Raw genomic sequence first — 17,274 nt, 5'->3', positions numbered from 1 at the left:
ATGGATCTCCGCATTCTCACCGAGCCGCAGCAGGGTGCGTCCTACGACACCCTGCTGCGGGTCGCCCGCGCCGCCGAGGACCTGGGCTTCGGCGGTTTCTTCCGGTCCGACCACTACATGCGCGGCGGCGACGGCGACGGCCTGCCCGGCCCCACCGACTGCTGGACGACGCTCGCCGGCCTGGCCCGGGAGACGAAGACCATCCGGCTGGGCTCGCTGGTGACCCCGGTGACGTTCCGGCTGCCGGGTCCGCTGGCGATCCAGGTCGCGCAGGTCGACCAGATGTCCGGCGGCCGGATCGAGCTGGGGCTGGGCACCGGCTGGGACGCCGCGGAGCACACCGCCTACGGGATTCCCTTCCCGGAGAAGCGGTTCGAGCGGCTGGAGGAGCAGCTCGAGATCGTCAAGGGGCTGTGGACCACTCCGGTCGGCCAGACCTACTCGTTCAAGGGCGAGCACTACCAGCTGACCGACTCCCCCGGGCTGCCCAAGCCCGCGCAGCATCCGCATCCGCCGATCATCGTCGGCGGCCGCGGCCCGAAGCGGACGCCGCGGCTGGCCGCGACGTACGCCTCGGAGTACAACTCGAACTTCCGGCCCGCCGACCAGGTCGGCGAGAGCTACACCCGGATCCGGCAGGCGTGCGAGGCCGTCGGGCGCGACCCCGGCACCTTGACGCTGTCGGTGACACTGGTCGTGGCCTGCGGGCGCACGGAAGCCGAGATCGAGCGGCGGGCCGAGGCGATCGCCCGGATCACGCCGCCGAACCAGGTGATCTGGCGCTTCACGCCGGAGCGGATGCTCGAGAAACTCGGTGAATATCACGCGATCGGCACGCGGCGCGTCTACCTGCGGACCTTCGACCTCCAGGACCTGGATCAGCTGGAGCTGATCGCCTCGGCCGTACTGCCTCACGCCGCGATCCTCTAATCTGGCGGATGATTCGATGAACCGCCGAGTGGAATCAGTGAGGCCCCGAACCCCGTGTCCGCCGCAGTCCCCGCCTTCGCCACCGCCTTCGCGACCGAGAGTCCGACGACTCCCGGCTCGCCGCCCCCGACCACGTCGCTGAGCGACAAGGCGAAGGGCGTGGGGAACTGGTTCAGCAACAACTCCGGCACGATCGTCACCGACGTGGTGACGATCGTGGCGATCATCGTGGCCGCCCTGATCATCCGCAAGATCACCCTGACCTTCATCCACCGCGCGGTGGACAAGGCGGCGATGCGCGCGGAGTCCAAGCCGGGGCGGTTCCTGGAGGCCGGACTGCTGATGGGCGCCGAACGCCGGCTGCAGCGGACCCGGGCCCTGGGCTCGGTGCTGAGCAGCGTCGCCAGCGCCGCCATCATGATCATCGCGGCCCTGATGGTCATCGACCAGCTGCACATCTCGACCGGGCCGATCCTGGCCAGCGTCGGCGTGATCTCCGCGGCGATCGGCTTCGGCGCCCGGGACGTGGTCACCGACCTGCTGGCAGGGATCTTCATGATCATGGAGGACCAGTACGGCGTCGGCGACTACATCGACGCCGGCGACGCCAAGGGCACCGTGGAGGACGTGGGCCTGCGCATCACGCAGCTGCGGGACATCGACGGCGTGGTCTGGTACGTGCGCAACGGCACCATCAAGCGGATCGGCAACCAGTCCCAGGGCTACGCGCGGGCGATCGTGGACGTGCCGGTCTCCTACGCCGAGAACCCCGGCCGCGTGCGGGACGTCATGGTCGAGACCGCGCACCAGATGTTCGAGGACCCGGAGTGGAAGGACAGCTTCCTCACCGAGGCGCCGACCGTCGCCGGCATCGAGTCCATCGAGGGCGACCACATGATGATGCGCGTGACCGTGCGCACCGCCGCCCGCCGGAGCGCCGAGGTCGCGCGGGAGCTGCGCGGGCGCCTGCTGATGGCGTTCGACGAGGCCGGAGTGAAGGTCGGCATCCCGGCGGCGGCCGGCACCGGCACCTGATCCCGGAACGGCACCCGGCCCGCTGATCGCCCTTCGGAGTCCATCGACCGGTTGACCCCCGGGTTCAACCGGTCGCACCTCATGCCCGCCCCTCCTCCGCGGCCACTCTGAAGGCATGACCACAGCACTGCGCACCAGGGGGCTGCGCAAGAACTACGGGGACGCCGCGGCACTCGACGGCGTCGACCTGGACGTCGCGACCGGCGAGATCTTCGCCCTCCTGGGGCCGAACGGAGCCGGCAAGAGCACCGCGGTGGAGATCCTGGAGGGCCTGCGCGACCGCGACGGCGGCGAGGTGTCGGTGCTCGGCACCGACCCGGCGCGCGCCGACCACCGCTGGCGGGCCCGGATCGGGGTGGTCCTGCAGGAGGCCCGCGACTTCACGATGCTCCGGGTCGGCGAGGCCGTGCGGCAGTTCGGCTCCTACTACCCCGAGCCCCGCGACCCGGAAGAGGTGATCGCCGCGGTCGGCCTGACGGAGCAGACCCGCACCCTCACCTCCCGGCTCTCCGGCGGGCAGCGGCGGCGCCTGGACGTGGCGCTCGGCATCGTCGGCGATCCGGAGCTGCTGTTCCTGGACGAGCCGACCACCGGCTTCGACCCGGCCGCCCGCCGCCGGTTCTGGGAGCTGATCCGGTCTCTGCGCGACTCCGGGACCACGGTCCTGCTCACGACGCACTACCTGGAGGAGGCCGAGGCGCTGGCCGACCGGGTCGGGGTGCTGGCCGCCGGCCGCCTGGTGGAGGTGGCCGCGCCGGAGCGGCTCGGCGGCCGGGACCGGGCCGAGGCGGTCGTGGCCTGGGACGAGGACGGCAGGCGCTGCGAGCAGAGGACCCCGGAGCCGACCCGGTTCATCGCGGAGCTGGCGACGCTGTTCCGGGGCGAGATCCCCGGGCTGGCAGTGGTGCGGCCGTCGTTGGAGGACATCTATCTGGGGCTGATCGGCGCGCAGGAGACGGCGCGCGCAGAAGGGGGACGGTGAGCACTGTGACGGCCGACGGAGTGATCGACGCGCTGGGTACGAAGACGGGGGCGGAAGCGGAAGCGGAAGCGGAAGCGGAAGCGGAAGCGGAAGCGGAAGCGGAAGCGGAGACGGAGAGTGCACGGCGGCGCGCGCCGCTGAGCGAGGTCTGGCGGATCGGCCGGGTCCGGATGGCGGTCGAGGTGGTGCAGCTGACCCGCAACACCGGCCTGCTGGTCTACACCTTCGCGGTGCCGGTGGTGATGCTGCTGCTGTTCGGCTCGATCTTCCGGGGGCGGATCGAGGGGACCGACGCCACCTACCAGCAGGTGTACGCGACCGGGATGATCGGCATGTGCGTGATCAACGGCGCGCTGCAGAACCTGGCTTTCCAGGTGGCTGCCGAGCGGCACACCAAGGCGCTGAAGCGGCTGCGCACCACGCCGATGCCGGCCGCGTCGTACTTCCTCGGCAAGGTGGCCTCGGTGCTGGCCGCGACCCTGGCCCAGATCTCGGTGATGTTGTTGGTCGGGGTGGGCCTGATGGGCCTGAAGCTGCCTGCCGACCTGGGTCGCTGGTTCACCTTCACGTGGGTGTTGCTGCTCGGCGCGACCGCCTGCAGCCTGCTGGGGATCGGGCTGAGCGGCCTGATCCGGTCGGAGCAGGGCGCCGCGATCGTCTGGTTGCCGATCATGGTGCTGCAGTTCGTCTCCGGAGTGTTCCTCCTGTTCTCGACACTGCCCCGGCCGGTGCAGGACATCGGGGCGGCGTTCCCGGTGAAGTGGCTGTGTCAGGGGATGCGGTCGGTGTTCCTGCCGGAGAGCTTCAAGTACTCGGAGCCGGCCCGGAGCTGGGAGCACGGGCGGCTCGCACTGGTGCTGGCGGCGTGGTGTGTGGTCGGCTTGGTGCTGTGTCTGAGGACGTTCAGCTGGCGGGGACGGGACGACGGGTGAGCGAGCCCGCCTTTCCGGACGCCGTCCTCACCGCCGGACCTGCCGGAGCCGCCGAACCCGCTGGAGCCGCCGAACCCGCTGGAGCCGCTGGAGCCGCGGCGACCGCCGGACCCGTCCACGCGAGCCCGGCCGGCGCACCGCTCACCGCTGCCGTCGCCGAGGACTCCCGCGAGTCCTTCGCCTCCTGGCGCCGCATCGCGCGCCTGTGGGCGCTGGCGTGGCACTTCGCACTGGGCGTCGGCGTCGTGCTGGTCGTGGTCGGGCACCAGCCGCTGTGGCTGCTGGCGGCGCTGGCCGGGATGTCGGCGTCGTACCTGTCGCTGTCGTACCGGTGGCAGATGGACAAGGCCGGGTTCCAGGTGGCGCTCTGCCACCTCGGCATCGTCTCCGCACTCTCCTTCGCCGTGGTGTGGGCGGATCCGAGCCTGGTCTTCCTGTCGAGCGTCGTCCTGTCCCAGTACACCCCGCTCACCGGGTTCCGGCTCCGGGGCATCGCCTTGCTGGCTCTGACCGCGGCGGTCCTGACCCTGCCGATCCTGCTGCGTGCCGGCGTCGACGCCGGCACCTTCGCCGGCTGGACGCTGACCGCCGGGTCGGCGTGGCTGTTCAACCTGTTCATCGGCGGCTTCTTCGTCGAGATGCTGAACGACCACGACCGCCGCGGGGCGCTGATCCGGGAGCTGGAGGCCACGCGCGCGGAGCTGGAGCGGGTGAACCACGAGGCCGGGGCGCGCGAGGAGCGCGAGCGCCTGGCCCGCGAGATCCACGACACCCTGGCGCAGGGCTTCACCAGCCTGCTGATGCTGGTCCAGGCGGCCGAGGCGACGCTGGACACCGATCCGGCGACCACCCGCGGGCGGCTGGAACTGGCCGCCCGCACCGCGCGCGAGAACCTGGCCGAGGCCAGGGCCCTGATCGGCGGCGACCCGACCGCCGGGCTGCCCCTGGACGCCGCGGTCAAGAGGGCCGTGGCGCGGCTCGGCGAGGAGCTGGGGATCGGCACGCTGGTCGCCATCGAGGGCAGTCCCCAGCCGCTGTCGGCCGGCCGTCAGGTGGTCACGCTGCGGGTGGCGCAGGAGGCGCTGGCCAACATCCGCAAGCACGCGCGGGCGGCGTCGGCGTCCGTGCGCCTGGCCTACGGCGCCGACCGCCTCACGCTGCGCGTCGAGGACGACGGCGTGGGCATGGACGCCGTGGGCGAGGACGCCATGGGCCCGGACGACGTCGGCACGGACAGCACCGCGCGCGGCGGCTTCGGGCTGCGGTCGATGCGGGAGCGCGTCGCCGAGGTCGGCGGGACGGTCACCATCACCAGCGCCGTCGGCGCCGGAACCCGGGTCGAGGCGGAGGTGCCTTATGAATGAGGGTCTGCGGGTCCTGATCGTCGACGACCACCCCGTGGTCCGCGCCGGACTGACCGGCATGCTCGCCGCCGAGCCGGACCTGGAGGTCGTGGCCGAGGCCGCCGACGGCGCCGAGGCCGTCCGGGCCGCGCTGGAGCTGGCGCCGGACGTCGTCCTGATGGACCTGCGCATGGCCGGGATGGACGGCGTCGAGGCCACCGCCCGGCTGGCCGCCGCGGCCCCGGCGATCAAGGTGCTGATCCTCACCACCTACGACACCGACGCCGACATCGTGCGCGCCGTCGAGGCAGGCGCGACCGGCTACCTGCTCAAGGACACGCCGCGCGCCGAGCTGGCCGCGGCGGTGCGGCTGGCGGCCCGCGGCGAGACCGTGCTGGCTCCCGCGGTGGCCGCCAAGCTGGTCAGCCGGATCCGGCAGCCGGCGCCGCAGCCGCTGACCCCGCGCGAGCGCGAGGTGCTGGCTCTGGTGGCGCGCGGGCTGGCCAACGCCGAGATCGGCCGCGAGCTGTTCATCAGCGAAGCGACCGTGAAGACCCACCTGGTGCGGGCGTTCGGCAAACTCGGGGTCGACGACCGCACCGCGGCGGTGACCAAGGCGATGGCCCAGGGATTGCTCTGACCGGCCTCTACCCTCGGAAGGCATGACCCCCGACGAGGCCCGCGCCGCCTTCCTGCGCCAGCCGCACGCGATCCTGGCCACCGCGGACGCTTCAGGCGTTCCTCATCTGGTCCCGGTAGTCTTCGCAGCGGTCGGCGCGTCGTTGGCCCTGGTGGTCGACCACAAGCCGAAGCGCACCACGGATCTGAAGCGCCTCAGGAACATCGCGGCGAACCCGCACGTCTCCCTTCTGGCGGAGCACTACGCCGACGACTGGAGCGCTTTGTGGTGGGCGCGGGCCGACGGCATCGCGCGCGTCAGCCCGCTGACCCCCGCTGTGCTGGCGGCGTTCCAGGCCCGGTACCGGCACTATCGGGCGGATCCGCCGGACGGGCCCGCGGTGCTGGTGACCGTCGTGAAGTGGTCGGGCTGGGCGGCCTGATCCGGCGCGCGCGGGGAAGACTCTTGACGGGCGGGGACGGGACCAGTAGCCTCCCGTTTCGTTAGTAAACTTTCCTAATAGATGCGCGACCGGCACCGGGAAGCGGGGAGGAGAATGCCGCCGTGGCCACTTCCGACACCACCCCCGGCACCCCCCGCCTGCTCCGCTCGATCAACGACCGCTCCGCACTGGAGCTGCTGCTCGAGCACGGTCCGCTGACCCGGACCCGGATCGGGGCCCTGACCGGGCTCTCCAAACCCACCGCCAGCCAGCTGGTGGACCGGCTGCTGACCGCCGACCTGGTGGTGCCGGCCGGCACCGCGGCCGGCGGCCCCGGGCCCAGCGCCCAGCTGTACGCCGTGAACCCCGCCGCCGGGTACGCCGGCGGCGTCGACGTCACCCACACGCGGGTCACCGCGGCCGTGGCCGACCTGGCCGGCCAGGTGGTCGGCGAGTTCGAGGTCCCGGTGGTCGGGCGCAGCGCGGCCGGCAGCGTGGAGCGGGTGCGCGACGCCCTGCACGGTGCCGCCGAGGCGGCCGGCGTCGCGCCCGAGGCGGTGCGGCACGTGGTGATCGGCGTGCCCGGCGCCCCGCACCCGGAGACCGGGCAGCTCGGCTTCGCCCGCGACCTGCCCGGCTGGCACGGCGGCAACCTGGCGCGGCTGCGCGAGCTGCTCGGCGTCCGGGTCGAGGTGGAGAACGACGTCAACCTGGCCGCCATCGCCGAGCAGCACCACGGCCAGGCCCGCGGCGCCGACGACTTCGTGGTGCTGTGGCTGGGCAACGGCATCGGCTTGGCGATCGTGCAGGACGGCCGCTTCGTGCGCGGCGCCAGCGGCGGCGCCGGCGAGATCGGCTACATGCCGGTCGCCCTGGACCCGGACGACCCGGTCCTGCGGGCCGGCGCCAAGCCGGTGAAGAACACCTTCCAGAACCTGGCAGGCCGCCCCGCGGTCCTGCAACTGGCCCGTGAGCACGGCATCCGCGTGACCGACCACGCCGAGGCGGTCCGCCGCGCGGTGGAGGTGGGCGACACCGCCATGCTCACCACTCTGGCCCGCCGCACCGCCCGCGGCCTGGCCCCGGTCCTGGCCGTCCTGGACCCCTCGCTCGTCGTCCTGTCCGGCGGCACCCTGCGCGCCGGCGGCGACCTCCTCAAAGACCTGATCGCGCACGAACTGCACGCCGTCGCGGTCCCCCGCCCCACGCTCGCGGTGTCCACCGTGGAGGGCAACCCGGTGCTGGCCGGGGCCATCCACGGAGCGCTGCGCGCGGTGCGGGAGGACCTCTTCAGCCGCGGGGCGTAGCGCAGATGTTGCTACCGACCGGGACAGGAGCCTGATATGAAACTCGCCGTCGTCGGCGGAGGATCGACGTACACCCCGGAGCTGGTCGACGGCTTCGCGCGGCTGCGCGACACCCTGCCGCTCACCGAGCTCGCCCTGATCGACCCCGCCGCCGACCGGGTGGAGCTGATCGGAGGGCTGGCGCGGCGGATCTTCGCCAAGCAGGGGCACCCCGGCACGGTGACCACGCACACCGAGCTGGAGGCGGGGGTCGAGGGCGCGGACGCGGTGCTGGTCCAGCTGCGGGTCGGCGGGCAGGCGATCCGGAACGTGGACGAGACGTTCCCGCTGGAGTTCTGCTGCGTCGGACAGGAGACGACCGGGGCCGGCGGGTTCGCCAAGGCTCTGCGGACCGTGCCGGTGGTGCTGGACATCGCCGAGCGGGTGCGCCGCATAGCGCCGCAGGCCTGGATCATCGACTTCACCAACCCGGTGGGCATCGTCACCCGGGCCCTGCTCGACGCCGGGCACCGGGCGGTGGGCCTGTGCAACGTGGCCATCGGCTTCCAGCGGCGGGCCGCCGCCCACCTGGGCGTCGAGCCGTCGCGGATCAAGCTGGACCATGTCGGGCTCAACCACCTGACCTGGGAGCGCGGCTTCTACCTGGACGGCGTCGACGTGCTGCCGAAGTATCTGGCCGAGTCGCTCGACGAGATCGCGCACGACATCGAGCTGCCCGCGGAGCTGATCAGCCGGCTCGGCGTCGTCCCCTCCTATTACCTGCGCTACTTCTATGCCCACGACATCGTCGTCAAGGAACAGATCGACCAGGTGGCCAGGGGCGAGAACCGGGCCAAGGCGGTCGCGGCGGTGGAGGCCGAACTGCTCGCCCAGTACGCCGACCCGGCGCTGGACACCAAGCCCGAGGCGCTGAGCAAGCGCGGCGGCGCGTTCTACTCCGAGGCCGCGGTCGAGCTGCTCGCGTCGCTGCACGGCGACCTCGGCGACGAGCTGGTGGTCAACGTCCGCAACGACGGCACCTTCCCGTTCCTCGCCGACGAGGCGGTGATCGAGGTCCCGGCCGTCGTCGACGCCTCCGGCGTGCGGCCGGCGCCGCTGCGCTCCCCGGTCGAGCCGCTGTACCGGGGCCTGATCGCGCACGTGAGCGCGTACGAGGAGCTGGCGATCCAGGCGGCCGTGCACGGCGGCGTGGACCGCGTGCGCACCGCTCTGCTCGCGCACCCGCTGGTGGGCCAGGCCGACCTGGCCGACAAGCTCGCCGACGCGCTGGTCGCGAAGAACCGCGACTTCCTGCCGTGGGCGTGACCCGCGCGGCCGTCCTGGCGATCGACGGCGGGAACAGCAAGACCGAGGTGGCGCTGGCCGCCGCGGACGGCACGGTGCTGGCCTGCGTCCGCGTCGGCGGCTTCACCCCCTACCTGGACGGGGTGCCCGGCTCGGTGTCGGTGGCCGCCCAGGGCGTGGCGCTGATCCGGGCCGAGCTCGGGCTGCCGGCCGACGAGCCGCTGGCCGACCTGCTCGCCGCGTACGTCGCCGGCGCCGACTTCCCCGTCGAGGTGGACGCGCTGACCGCGGAGTTCGCGGCGCGCGGCTGGGCCCGGCGCACCGTGGTCGACAACGACGCGTTCGCGCTGATGCGCTCGGGGACGTCCCGGCCCTGGGGCGTGGCGGTGGTCTGCGGCGCCGGCATGAACGCCGTCGGCATCGCCCCGGACGGCCGCCACGCCCGGTTCCCCGCGATCGGCGTGGTGTCCGGCGACTGGGGCGGCGGCGCGGGCATCGGCGAGACGGCGCACTGGTTCGCGGTCCGCGCCGAGGACGGCCGCGGCGCGCCGACCGTGCTGCGCAAGGCGGTCGCCGAGCACTTCGAGTGCGCCTCGATGGCCGAGCTGGTGGAGGCGATCCACTTCGGGCGGATCGCCGACGACCGGTTCGGCGAGCTGGCGCCGCTGGTGTTCGAGGTCGCCGGACTCGGCGACGAGGTGGCGCTGTCGATCGTGGAGCGGCTCGCCGACGAGGTGTGCGCCTGGGCGTTCGCGGCGATGGGCCGGCTGGAGCTGATGGACGCCGACACCGAGGTGGTGCTCGGCGGCGGGGTGCTGCGGGCACGGCAGCCGCTGCTGATGGCCGGGATCGAGCGCCGCTTCGCCGAGCGGGCGCCGCGCGCGGTGCTGACCGTCGCCGACGAACGGCCGATCCACGGCGCGGTGCTGCTGGGGCTGGACGAGCTGGCCCGGCGCTAGAGACGTACGGGCCCTGCTTCGCGCGGCCATGAGAAAGGCTCCCCACGCGCGTGGGGAGCCTTTCTCATGGTTTTCAGACGAGCGCGGCGTCCAGGGTGATCGACGGAACGCCGGCCAGCGCCTTCGACACCGGGCAGTTCGCCTTGGCGTTCTCGGCCGCGGCCTGGAAGTCCTCGGCGCTCAGGCCGGGCACCGAGGCGCGGACCGTGAGGCGGATCTCCGTGATGCCGGTGCCGGGCTGGAAGTCCACCTCGGCGTGGGTGTCGACGCTGGTCGGCGGGGTGCCGGCCTGCGCCAGGCCGTGCGAGAGGGCCATCGAGTAGCAGGTGGAGTGGGCCGCGGCGATCAGCTCTTCGGGGCTGGTCACGCCGTTCGGCTCGGCCGAGCGCGCGGGCCAGTTGACGTCGAAGGTCCCGATCTCGGAGGAGGCCAGCGTGACGGCCCCCTTGCCGTCCATCAGGCTGCCTTCCCAGTGAGTGTCGGCCTTGCGCGTGGTCGCCATGGATTCCCTACCTTCTTCAGTGCAGTCGCGGCTTTGACGCGATCCTCTCACGGGGTCGGCGGGCTCGCTCAGTCAGTCCGTCTGAACACGTACACGTTGTTCGCGGCGTCGGCGAACACTTGCTCGTACCCGTATCCGGGGTGCCGCGAGCGCACGAAGTCCAGGGCCGACGGCTGCCCGTTCCAGCCCGCGCGGTCGATGTCGAAGGCCTCGTATTCGGGCGGTTCGACGATGTTGGGGTTGCCGATCCACAGCGCCTCGGTGCGCGCGGCGAGCGCCGGGAGCATGGTGACCGTGGTCTCCACGGTGACGCCGGACGGCACCGCCGCCTCGCCGCGTTTGACGGCCGCGACGTGCGCGTCCGGGAACCAGGTCTCGTGGTGCCACAGGTCCTGCAGCGGGAAGGACTGGGTCAGCGCGGCGGCGACCGCGAGCATGGCGACGGCGCCGTGCTTGAGCTGGGCGTCGCCGACGGCGCGCAACCAGCCCTGGACGGGGGACCCGGACCGGCGGGACGGCTGGGGCGGGGCTTGGATCCGGTGCTGGTCCTGGGGCTTCCGGGACGCCTGCCGCCGCGCGGCCGCCTCCCGCGACTCCTTCATCAGCACCAGGCCGTGGACCGCGGCGGCGAAGACGATGACCATCGGGATGACGCTGTAGTGGAAGTCGGTGCCCCAGTAGGCCGAACCGACGTTGACGAAGCGCGCCAGCATGGCAGGGACCGCGAGCAGCACCAGTGGGGAGCGCACGGCGACGAAGGCGACCGGCAGCAGCGTCAGCAGGATCGTACGTTCCTTGACGCCCAGGCCGTCCAGGAGCTGCCCGGGCACGCAGGTCATCAGCCGGCCGAGGCCGGCGTGCTGCCCGGGGTCCAGGCAGCCGCCCTCCTTCCAGTAGAGGTAGGCGTTGTCCGGGTTGAAGTGCGGGATGACGACCTTCACCAGGAACGAGGTCAGCAGGGCGCCGCAGGCGACGCCGACGCCGATCGCCGCACCCTGGTACCCGGCCCGGCCGCGAAGCCGGGTGCGGGCCACGACCATGGCGATGATGACCGGGACCAGAAGAGCCAGGTCTTCCTTGACGAACAACAGGGGCAGCGACCACAGGACCGTTCGGGCGTCGTCGCGGCGGATGTAGGCGCAGAGGCTGAACGCCAGGGCGGGGACGGCGAAGGCGACTTCGTGGAAGTCGAAGTTGGCGGCCTGGACCACGCCCCAGGACAGGCCGTAGGCGATGCCGATGGCCGAGCCCTGGCGGGGGCCGAGGAGGTCCATCGCGGTGCGGGTGAGCGGGACGGCCGCTAGCGCGAGGAGGAAGGACTGGGCGACCAGGAGGGTAATCGGGGAGGGGAAGACGCGGAAGACCGGCCCCAGGAGCATCAGGATCGGGTGCCAGTGGTCGCCGAGCAGGTCCAGGTTCTGGCCCCGGATGTTGACCATCGGGGCTTGGAAGTGGGCGTAGGCGCGGACCGCCTGGGTGAATATGCCGAGGTCCCAGGACATGGACTCGCGGCGTTCGTAGCGCAGGACGGAGATCAGGGAGTAGATGAAGAAGGCGCCTGCGGAGATGAGCCAGGGGGCGGCCGAGCGGAGGCGGCGGCCGAGGAGGTTCGATCGTCCGGGCTGGATGCCCGCATCGGTGACGGTGCCGTTGGCCGGTGGCTGCGGCGGTTCGTACTCGTGACGGGGCTCCGGCAGGTGGACGGCGAGCGGGAGGCCCGCGGCCTCGCCATTCGTGGGTATGGATCCCGTATCCAGCGCTTTCGACTCCCCCGGCATGGATGAAGCATAGATGCCGGTCCGCGCACGGTGGGACAATGGCGGGGTGAGTGATCGCGAGGAACCCGTCACGTTCTACGAGGCGGTCGGCGGAGCGCCGACCTTCCGGAAGCTGGTCGCCCGGTTCTACGAGGGGGTGGCGTCCGACCCGCTGCTGCGGCCGATGTACCCCGAGGAAGACCTCGGGCCGGCCGAGGAGCGTCTGCGGATGTTCCTGGAACAGTACTGGGGCGGACCGACGACGTACTCCGAGCAGCGGGGGCACCCGCGGCTGCGGATGCGGCACTTCCCGTTCAAGGTCGACCCGGCGGCCCGGGACGCGTGGCTGACGCACATGCGGGTGGCGGTGGACGAGCTGGAGCTGCCGCCGCTGTACGAGGCCGAGCTCTGGGACTACTTGGTGCGCGCCGCGCACAGCATGGTCAATGCGGAATGACCGGGACGGTACGAGTCGGCGACCGCTGAGGAATTCATTCGTGGCCCCGCCCGGCCGTGGTTAGGGTCGGGGCCATGAGCGAACGCACTTTCCGGATCATGGTCCGCGGGTCCTTCGACGCGTTGAGCGAGGAGCAGCGGGCCGAGCTGCTGGCGCGGGCAGCGGAGCACGACGTGTTCAACGCGGCCTTCACCGCGGAGGGCAGCCTGACGTACGATCTGGCGATGCGGCCGTTCTTCACCTTCCGGTACCTGGAGTACGGCGAGCGCGAAGAGGACATCGTCGCGGCCGGGGAGCGGGCGCAGGCGAAGGCGGAGCTGTGGCTCGGCGAGCGCGGGTACGCGTACAAGGCGTTGAAGGTCAGCGCGGAGGACATGGCGTTGATGCCGTTGGCCAAGCGGCAGCGGAAGGCGCAGGCCGCAGGATAAGCGGGTTCGGCGCCGTTTCGACGCGAGTCGCCTCACATCGCGGTGCGGGCGGCCACGTTCGGCATGCGGCTTCGACATGTCGCGTGAGCTGGAACGGCGCCGATGCCTGGCCCGCACCTGCATCTGGAGATCACCCACCGTCAGGGCACGCTGATCGACCCGCTCACCTGGCTGCGCGACAACGGCGTCACCGTCTGAGGTGATCGCGCCCGGGCCGGTTCGACCACCGCTGAGGCGCTGAGGCAGGCGGCTCACGCCAGAGCTCAGCGACCGGCCCTCACCCGCCCGGCACCGCCACCACGCACTCCTCCGCCCCACCCTCCGGATCCAGCCCGGCCACCGACCGCACCAGCGCCCCGAAGCCGTCTTCCCCCAGCGGCTCTACGGCCCGCTCGCGAAGCGCCGCGAGGAACGTGCGGATGGCCCCCGCGGCGACCTCGAGGCCGTGGGCCGTCAGCGTCACCAGGATCACACGGCGATCGGCGGCCGACGGACTGCGCTCGATCAGGCCGGCCTCGGCCAGGCGGTCGGCGACCTTGGTGGTGCCGGCCGTCGAGAAGCCGAGGATCGCCGAGAGCTGGCTCATCTTCGCTGTGCGCTCAGGGCTGCCGACCAGGAACCACAGCGCCTGGAAGGCCGAGGGCGACACGCCCGAGCTGGCCTCGACGTCGTCCAGCAGCCGGCCGTTCAGCCGGCGGAAGGCCCCCTGGAGCTGGTTCCACTGGTGCAGGAGGGCCAGGTCCGCCGGCGAGGGGCAGTCTTCCTCGGCGCAGGGGGTGCGCCCGTCCATCCCGTTCACGTCCGCCACGTTGACCAGGATAGGTCACCCGGTTATTATCTCGCCAGTTAGCTAATTGCTAGCGAGAAGATATCGCGCTACCTACCTGGGAGCCCGCCATGACCGAGAAATGGACCCTGGACCCGTCGGGGCACGAGGTGACGTTCAAGAACAAGACCTTCTGGGGTCTCGCGACCGTCCGCGGCGTGTTCAGGACCGTTCACGCCGAGGGCGTCGTGGCCGACGACGGCACCGCCGAGGGCACGGTCACCGTCGACTCCGCGTCCCTGGACACGCGGCTGGCCAAGCGCGATGAGCACCTGCGCTCGGCCGACTTCTTCGACGTGCGGCGACATCCGACTTTCACGTTCGCCGCCGAGCACGTCGCACCGGTCGCCCCGGACAGCTCCGAGGTGCGGGTGCGGGGCACGTTGACGGTCCGCGACGTCGTCAAGCCCCTGACGTTCGTGGCGCACGCCGACCGGCAGGGCGACAGTGTGACACTGACCGCGACCATCCCCTACGTGCGCGCGGACTTCGGGATGACGTGGAACCAGCTCGGCATGATGGCCGGCAAGGGCGAGATAGGCGTGAAGCTGCGGTTCACGCAGCAGGGGTGAGGCCTCCGCCTCAGGGCAGCAGGCCGGACCCGGTTCGCAGGACGACGGTCCCGTACGGCGCGTCCAGGCGGAGCCAGCGGCCGGCCGAGCGCACCGTGGCGGTCGCCGACTGCGCGGGGCCGAGGAACGCCATCGCGCGCGCGGCGTGCGCGGCGCGGACCGGCAGGCCATAGGCGAGCGAACGGTCCCAGATCTCGGCCGCGACCCGGTCGACGGCCGCGCGGGTCCGCTCCCGGTCCGGAATCGCCTCGGCGCGCTCCTTGAAGGCCGCGATCCCGGCCAGCGCGGCGGCCTCGACCTCGGCGACCGGAAGGCCGCCGACCGGCTGCCAGCCCGCGCGGGGCGGCAGGAACCCGGTCCAGGCGGTCGCCCCGGCCAGCGGGCGAGGCAGGGGCAGCGCGCCGTCCGGGGCGATGGCGTGCAGCAGGTCGCCCGCGGACACCGTGACGTCCACCTCCGACACCGTCTCGACGAGGGTGGTGGTGGTGTCGGCTCCAGCAGTGCCCACTCCAGCCCGCGCGGCCGCCGACCCCGCCGGCGCCAAGGCCAGCGTCCGCAGCGTCAGCACGTCGAACGGCGGCTGGCCGTAGACCCCGACCGCCGTCCCCGTAGCGACCACCCGCACCGCCGCCGCCTTGTCGAACCGAAGCAGCCGCGTGAGGTAGCCGCCGAGGTCCTCGGCCTCATCGGCCCCGGCCAGGACGAGCTCGGACACCACGGCGCTCATGCCGCCGCCGGCGTGTAGTACTCGGCGAGGTAGTCCTTCTCCATCTGCGACAGGCGCCGCAGCCGGCCGGCCGCCACGTCGTAGGGCACCAGGATCGACGACGCGGTCGCGTAGACGCCGTCGTCGTCACAGACCTCGTAGGCGACGGTGAACTTCGCGTTGGCCACATGCGTCACCCACACCTCGACCCGCACCGGCTCCGGGCGGTAGACGAGCGGGCGCTTGTAGGCGATCTCGTGCTTGGCGACGACCGTGCCGAAGGTGGCGAAGCCCTCGACCCCGGCCTCGGAGGCGCGGCGGAACATCCAGTCCACCCGCGCCTCCTCCAGGTACCGGAGGTAGACCACGTTGTTCACGTGCTGGTAGGCGTCCATGTCCGACCACCGCAGCGGGCAGAGGTACACGTGCCGCTTCCCCGCCGGCGAGATCGCCGACGCGGAAGAGGAGGTGGTGCTTATCCCGGTGCCGCCGGTCATCAGTCGCGCTTCAGCTTCCGGTAGGTGGCGCGGTGCGGGCGCAGCGACTCCGGGCCGAGGCGCTCGGCCTTGTTCTTCTCGTAGCCCTCGAAGTTGCCCTCGTACCAGAACCACTTCGAGTCGCCCTCCCACGCCAGGATGTGCGTGGCGACCCGGTCCAGGAACCAGCGGTCGTGGGAGATGACCACGGCGCACCCGGGGAAGTCGAGGAGCGCGTTCTCCAGCGAGGAGAGCGTCTCCACGTCCAAGTCGTTGGTGGGCTCGTCGAGGAGCAGCAGGTTGCCGCCCTGCTTCAGGGTCAGGGCCAGGTTCAGCCGGTTGCGCTCGCCGCCGGACAGGATGCCGGCCGGCTTCTGCTGGTCCGGGCCCTTGAAGCCGAACGCCGAGACGTAGGCGCGGGACGGCATCTCGACCTGGCCGACCTTGATGTAGTCCAGGCCGTCGGAGACGACCTCCCACAGGGTCTTCTTCGGGTCGATGCCGGCGCGGTTCTGGTCCACGTAGGAGATCGAGACGGTCTCGCCGACCTTCACCGAGCCGGAGTCCGGCTTCTCGAAGCCCACCAGGGTCTTGAACAGCGTGGTCTTGCCGGCTCCGTTCGGGCCGACGATGCCGACGATGCCGTTACGCGGCAGCGTGAAGGACAGGTCGTCGATGAGGACCCGCTCGTCGAAGCCCTTGACCAGGTGGTCGACCTCGATCACGATGTTGCCCAGGCGCGGGCCCGGCGGGATCTGGATCTCCTCGAAGTCCAGCTTGCGGACCTTGTCCGCCTCCGCCGCCATCTCCTCGTAGCGGGCCAGACGGGCCTTGCTCTTGACCTGGCGTGCCTTGGCGTTGGAGCGGACCCACTCCAGCTCTTCCTTCAGACGCTTCTGGCGCTTGGCGTCCTTCTGACCCTCGACCCGCATACGCTGGGCCTTGGTCTCCAGGTAGGTCGAGTAGTTGCCCTCGTAGGGGTAGGCGCGACCGCGGTCGAGCTCCAGGATCCACTGGGCGACGTTGTCCAGGAAGTACCGGTCGTGGGTGACGGCGACCACCGTGCCCGCGTACTTCTCCAGGTGCTGCTCCAGCCAGTTCACCGACTCGGCGTCCAGGTGGTTGGTGGGCTCGTCGAGCAGCAGCAGGTCCGGGGCCTCCAGCAGCAGCTTGCACAGCGCCACCCGGCGGCGCTCGCCTCCGGAGAGCACCGAGACGTCGGCGTCGCCGGGCGGGCAGCGCAGCGCGTCCATCGCCTGCTCGATCTGGGAGTCGAGCTCCCAGGCGTTCCGGTGGTCCAGCTCGTCCTGCAGCTTGCCCATCTCGGCCAGCAGCTCGTCGGAGTAGTCCGTGGCCATCTGCTCGGCGATCTCGTTGAACCGCGTGAGCAGCCCCAGCGTCTCCTTCACGGCCTCCTGGACGTTCTCCAGCACCGTCTTGGACTCGTCCAGCGGCGGCTCCTGCAGCAGGATGCCGACGGAGTAGCCGGGCGCGAGCATGGCGTCACCGTTCGACGGCGTCTCCAACCCGGCCATGATCTTCAGCACCGTCGATTTGCCCGCGCCGTTCGGGCCGACGACACCGATCTTCGCCCCCGGCAGGAACGACAGGGTCACGTCGTCGAGGATGACCTTGTCGCCGTGGGCCTTACGCGCCTTGCGCAGGGTGTAAATGAACTCCGCCATAAGTCACAAGCTTAGTTGGCGGCGGGAGGTGG

The 17,274-nt window shown here is 71.7% G+C and carries 19 protein-coding genes; 13 read left to right on the top strand and 6 right to left on the bottom strand.

The window, feature by feature from the left end; translation table 11 throughout:
• The 10 genes from ABD466_RS21305 to ABD466_RS21260 all read left to right on the top strand — a co-directional run bounded on the left by ABD466_RS21305 (position 1) and on the right by ABD466_RS21260 (position 9,833).
• A complete protein-coding gene (locus tag ABD466_RS21305; protein ID WP_344658881.1) occupies positions 1–930 on the top strand; it encodes an LLM class F420-dependent oxidoreductase in 930 nt (309 codons plus the stop codon).
• Positions 931–984: 54 nt separating this feature from the next.
• Positions 985–1,965, top strand: a complete 981-nt coding sequence (locus ABD466_RS21300; protein WP_344658880.1) for a mechanosensitive ion channel family protein — start codon at positions 985–987, stop codon at positions 1,963–1,965.
• Between the two features lie 115 nt (positions 1,966–2,080).
• Positions 2,081–2,947 carry an ABC transporter ATP-binding protein gene (locus ABD466_RS21295; protein ID WP_344658879.1) on the top strand — a complete coding sequence of 289 codons (867 nt, stop codon included), beginning with the start codon at positions 2,081–2,083 and terminating at the stop codon, positions 2,945–2,947.
• Complete coding sequence (locus tag ABD466_RS21290) at positions 2,944–3,879, top strand: ABC transporter permease (RefSeq protein ID WP_344658878.1); 936 nt, start codon at positions 2,944–2,946, stop codon at positions 3,877–3,879. Before ABD466_RS21295 ends, ABD466_RS21290 begins: the two co-directional genes overlap by 4 nt.
• Positions 3,876–5,243 (top strand): sensor histidine kinase, encoded by a 1,368-nt coding sequence (locus tag ABD466_RS21285; RefSeq protein ID WP_344658877.1) that lies wholly within the window; start codon positions 3,876–3,878, stop codon positions 5,241–5,243. The genes ABD466_RS21290 and ABD466_RS21285 overlap by 4 nt, the downstream gene beginning before the upstream one ends.
• A complete protein-coding gene (locus ABD466_RS21280) occupies positions 5,236–5,862 on the top strand; it encodes a response regulator (protein ID WP_344658876.1) in 627 nt (208 codons plus the stop codon). Before ABD466_RS21285 ends, ABD466_RS21280 begins: the two co-directional genes overlap by 8 nt.
• Positions 5,863–5,884: 22 nt before the next feature.
• Positions 5,885–6,283: a TIGR03668 family PPOX class F420-dependent oxidoreductase gene (locus ABD466_RS21275; RefSeq protein ID WP_344658875.1), complete on the top strand. Its 399-nt coding sequence runs from the start codon at positions 5,885–5,887 to the stop codon at positions 6,281–6,283.
• Between the two features lie 122 nt (positions 6,284–6,405).
• The gene (locus ABD466_RS21270; protein ID WP_344658874.1) at positions 6,406–7,590 is read left to right on the top strand and encodes an ROK family transcriptional regulator; all 1,185 of its coding nucleotides are present in this window, start codon (positions 6,406–6,408) and stop codon (positions 7,588–7,590) included.
• Positions 7,591–7,626: 36 nt separating this feature from the next.
• Entirely contained in the window at positions 7,627–8,895 is a 1,269-nt protein-coding gene (locus ABD466_RS21265) for a 6-phospho-beta-glucosidase (protein WP_344658873.1), read from the top strand.
• A complete protein-coding gene (locus ABD466_RS21260; protein WP_344658872.1) occupies positions 8,886–9,833 on the top strand; it encodes an N-acetylglucosamine kinase in 948 nt (315 codons plus the stop codon). The genes ABD466_RS21265 and ABD466_RS21260 overlap by 10 nt, the downstream gene beginning before the upstream one ends.
• Before the next feature lie 73 nt (positions 9,834–9,906).
• On the opposite strand, the gene ABD466_RS21255 is transcribed toward ABD466_RS21260, so the two are convergent.
• Entirely contained in the window at positions 9,907–10,335 is a 429-nt protein-coding gene (locus ABD466_RS21255) for an OsmC family protein (RefSeq protein WP_344658871.1), read from the bottom strand.
• 68 nt (positions 10,336–10,403) lie between these two features.
• Positions 10,404–12,113: a DUF2079 domain-containing protein gene (locus tag ABD466_RS21250; protein ID WP_344658870.1), complete on the bottom strand. Its 1,710-nt coding sequence runs from the start codon at positions 12,111–12,113 to the stop codon at positions 10,404–10,406.
• A 13-nt stretch (positions 12,114–12,126) separates the two neighbouring features.
• Between ABD466_RS21250 and ABD466_RS21245 the strand changes: the two genes are divergently transcribed.
• Positions 12,127–12,549 (top strand): globin, encoded by a 423-nt coding sequence (locus tag ABD466_RS21245; RefSeq protein WP_344658869.1) that lies wholly within the window; start codon positions 12,127–12,129, stop codon positions 12,547–12,549.
• Positions 12,550–12,623: 74 nt separating this feature from the next.
• Positions 12,624–12,977 carry a DUF6204 family protein gene (locus tag ABD466_RS21240; protein ID WP_344658868.1) on the top strand — a complete coding sequence of 118 codons (354 nt, stop codon included), beginning with the start codon at positions 12,624–12,626 and terminating at the stop codon, positions 12,975–12,977.
• A gap of 277 nt (positions 12,978–13,254) precedes the next feature.
• Here the strand turns inward: ABD466_RS21240 and ABD466_RS21235 are convergent, their stop codons facing one another.
• Complete coding sequence (locus ABD466_RS21235) at positions 13,255–13,785, bottom strand: MarR family winged helix-turn-helix transcriptional regulator (protein WP_344658867.1); 531 nt, start codon at positions 13,783–13,785, stop codon at positions 13,255–13,257.
• A gap of 89 nt (positions 13,786–13,874) precedes the next feature.
• Here ABD466_RS21235 and ABD466_RS21230 point away from each other — a divergent pair, with 89 nt between their 5' ends.
• The gene (locus ABD466_RS21230; protein ID WP_344658866.1) at positions 13,875–14,375 is read left to right on the top strand and encodes a YceI family protein; all 501 of its coding nucleotides are present in this window, start codon (positions 13,875–13,877) and stop codon (positions 14,373–14,375) included.
• Between the two features lie 10 nt (positions 14,376–14,385).
• On the opposite strand, the gene ABD466_RS21225 is transcribed toward ABD466_RS21230, so the two are convergent.
• Genes ABD466_RS21225 through ettA form a run of 3 tightly spaced genes read right to left on the bottom strand, consistent with a single transcriptional unit; the run spans position 14,386 to position 17,242 of the window.
• Positions 14,386–15,102: a DUF8185 domain-containing protein gene (locus tag ABD466_RS21225; protein WP_344658865.1), complete on the bottom strand. Its 717-nt coding sequence runs from the start codon at positions 15,100–15,102 to the stop codon at positions 14,386–14,388.
• On the bottom strand, positions 15,099–15,578 hold the full coding sequence (locus ABD466_RS21220) for an acyl-CoA thioesterase (protein WP_344658864.1): 480 nt from the start codon (positions 15,576–15,578) through the stop codon (positions 15,099–15,101). The genes ABD466_RS21225 and ABD466_RS21220 overlap by 4 nt, the downstream gene beginning before the upstream one ends.
• Positions 15,578–17,242, bottom strand: a complete 1,665-nt coding sequence (ettA, locus tag ABD466_RS21215) for an energy-dependent translational throttle protein EttA (RefSeq protein ID WP_344658863.1) — start codon at positions 17,240–17,242, stop codon at positions 15,578–15,580. The genes ABD466_RS21220 and ettA overlap by 1 nt, the downstream gene beginning before the upstream one ends.
• Positions 17,243–17,274 lie beyond the last annotated feature (32 nt).

Source organism: Catenulispora subtropica (genome assembly GCF_039531675.1).
Classification (GTDB): domain Bacteria; phylum Actinomycetota; class Actinomycetes; order Streptomycetales; family Catenulisporaceae; genus Catenulispora; species Catenulispora subtropica.
The sequence above is the reverse complement of the archived record's forward strand: the minus strand, read 5'-3'. Positions and strand labels throughout refer to the sequence as shown.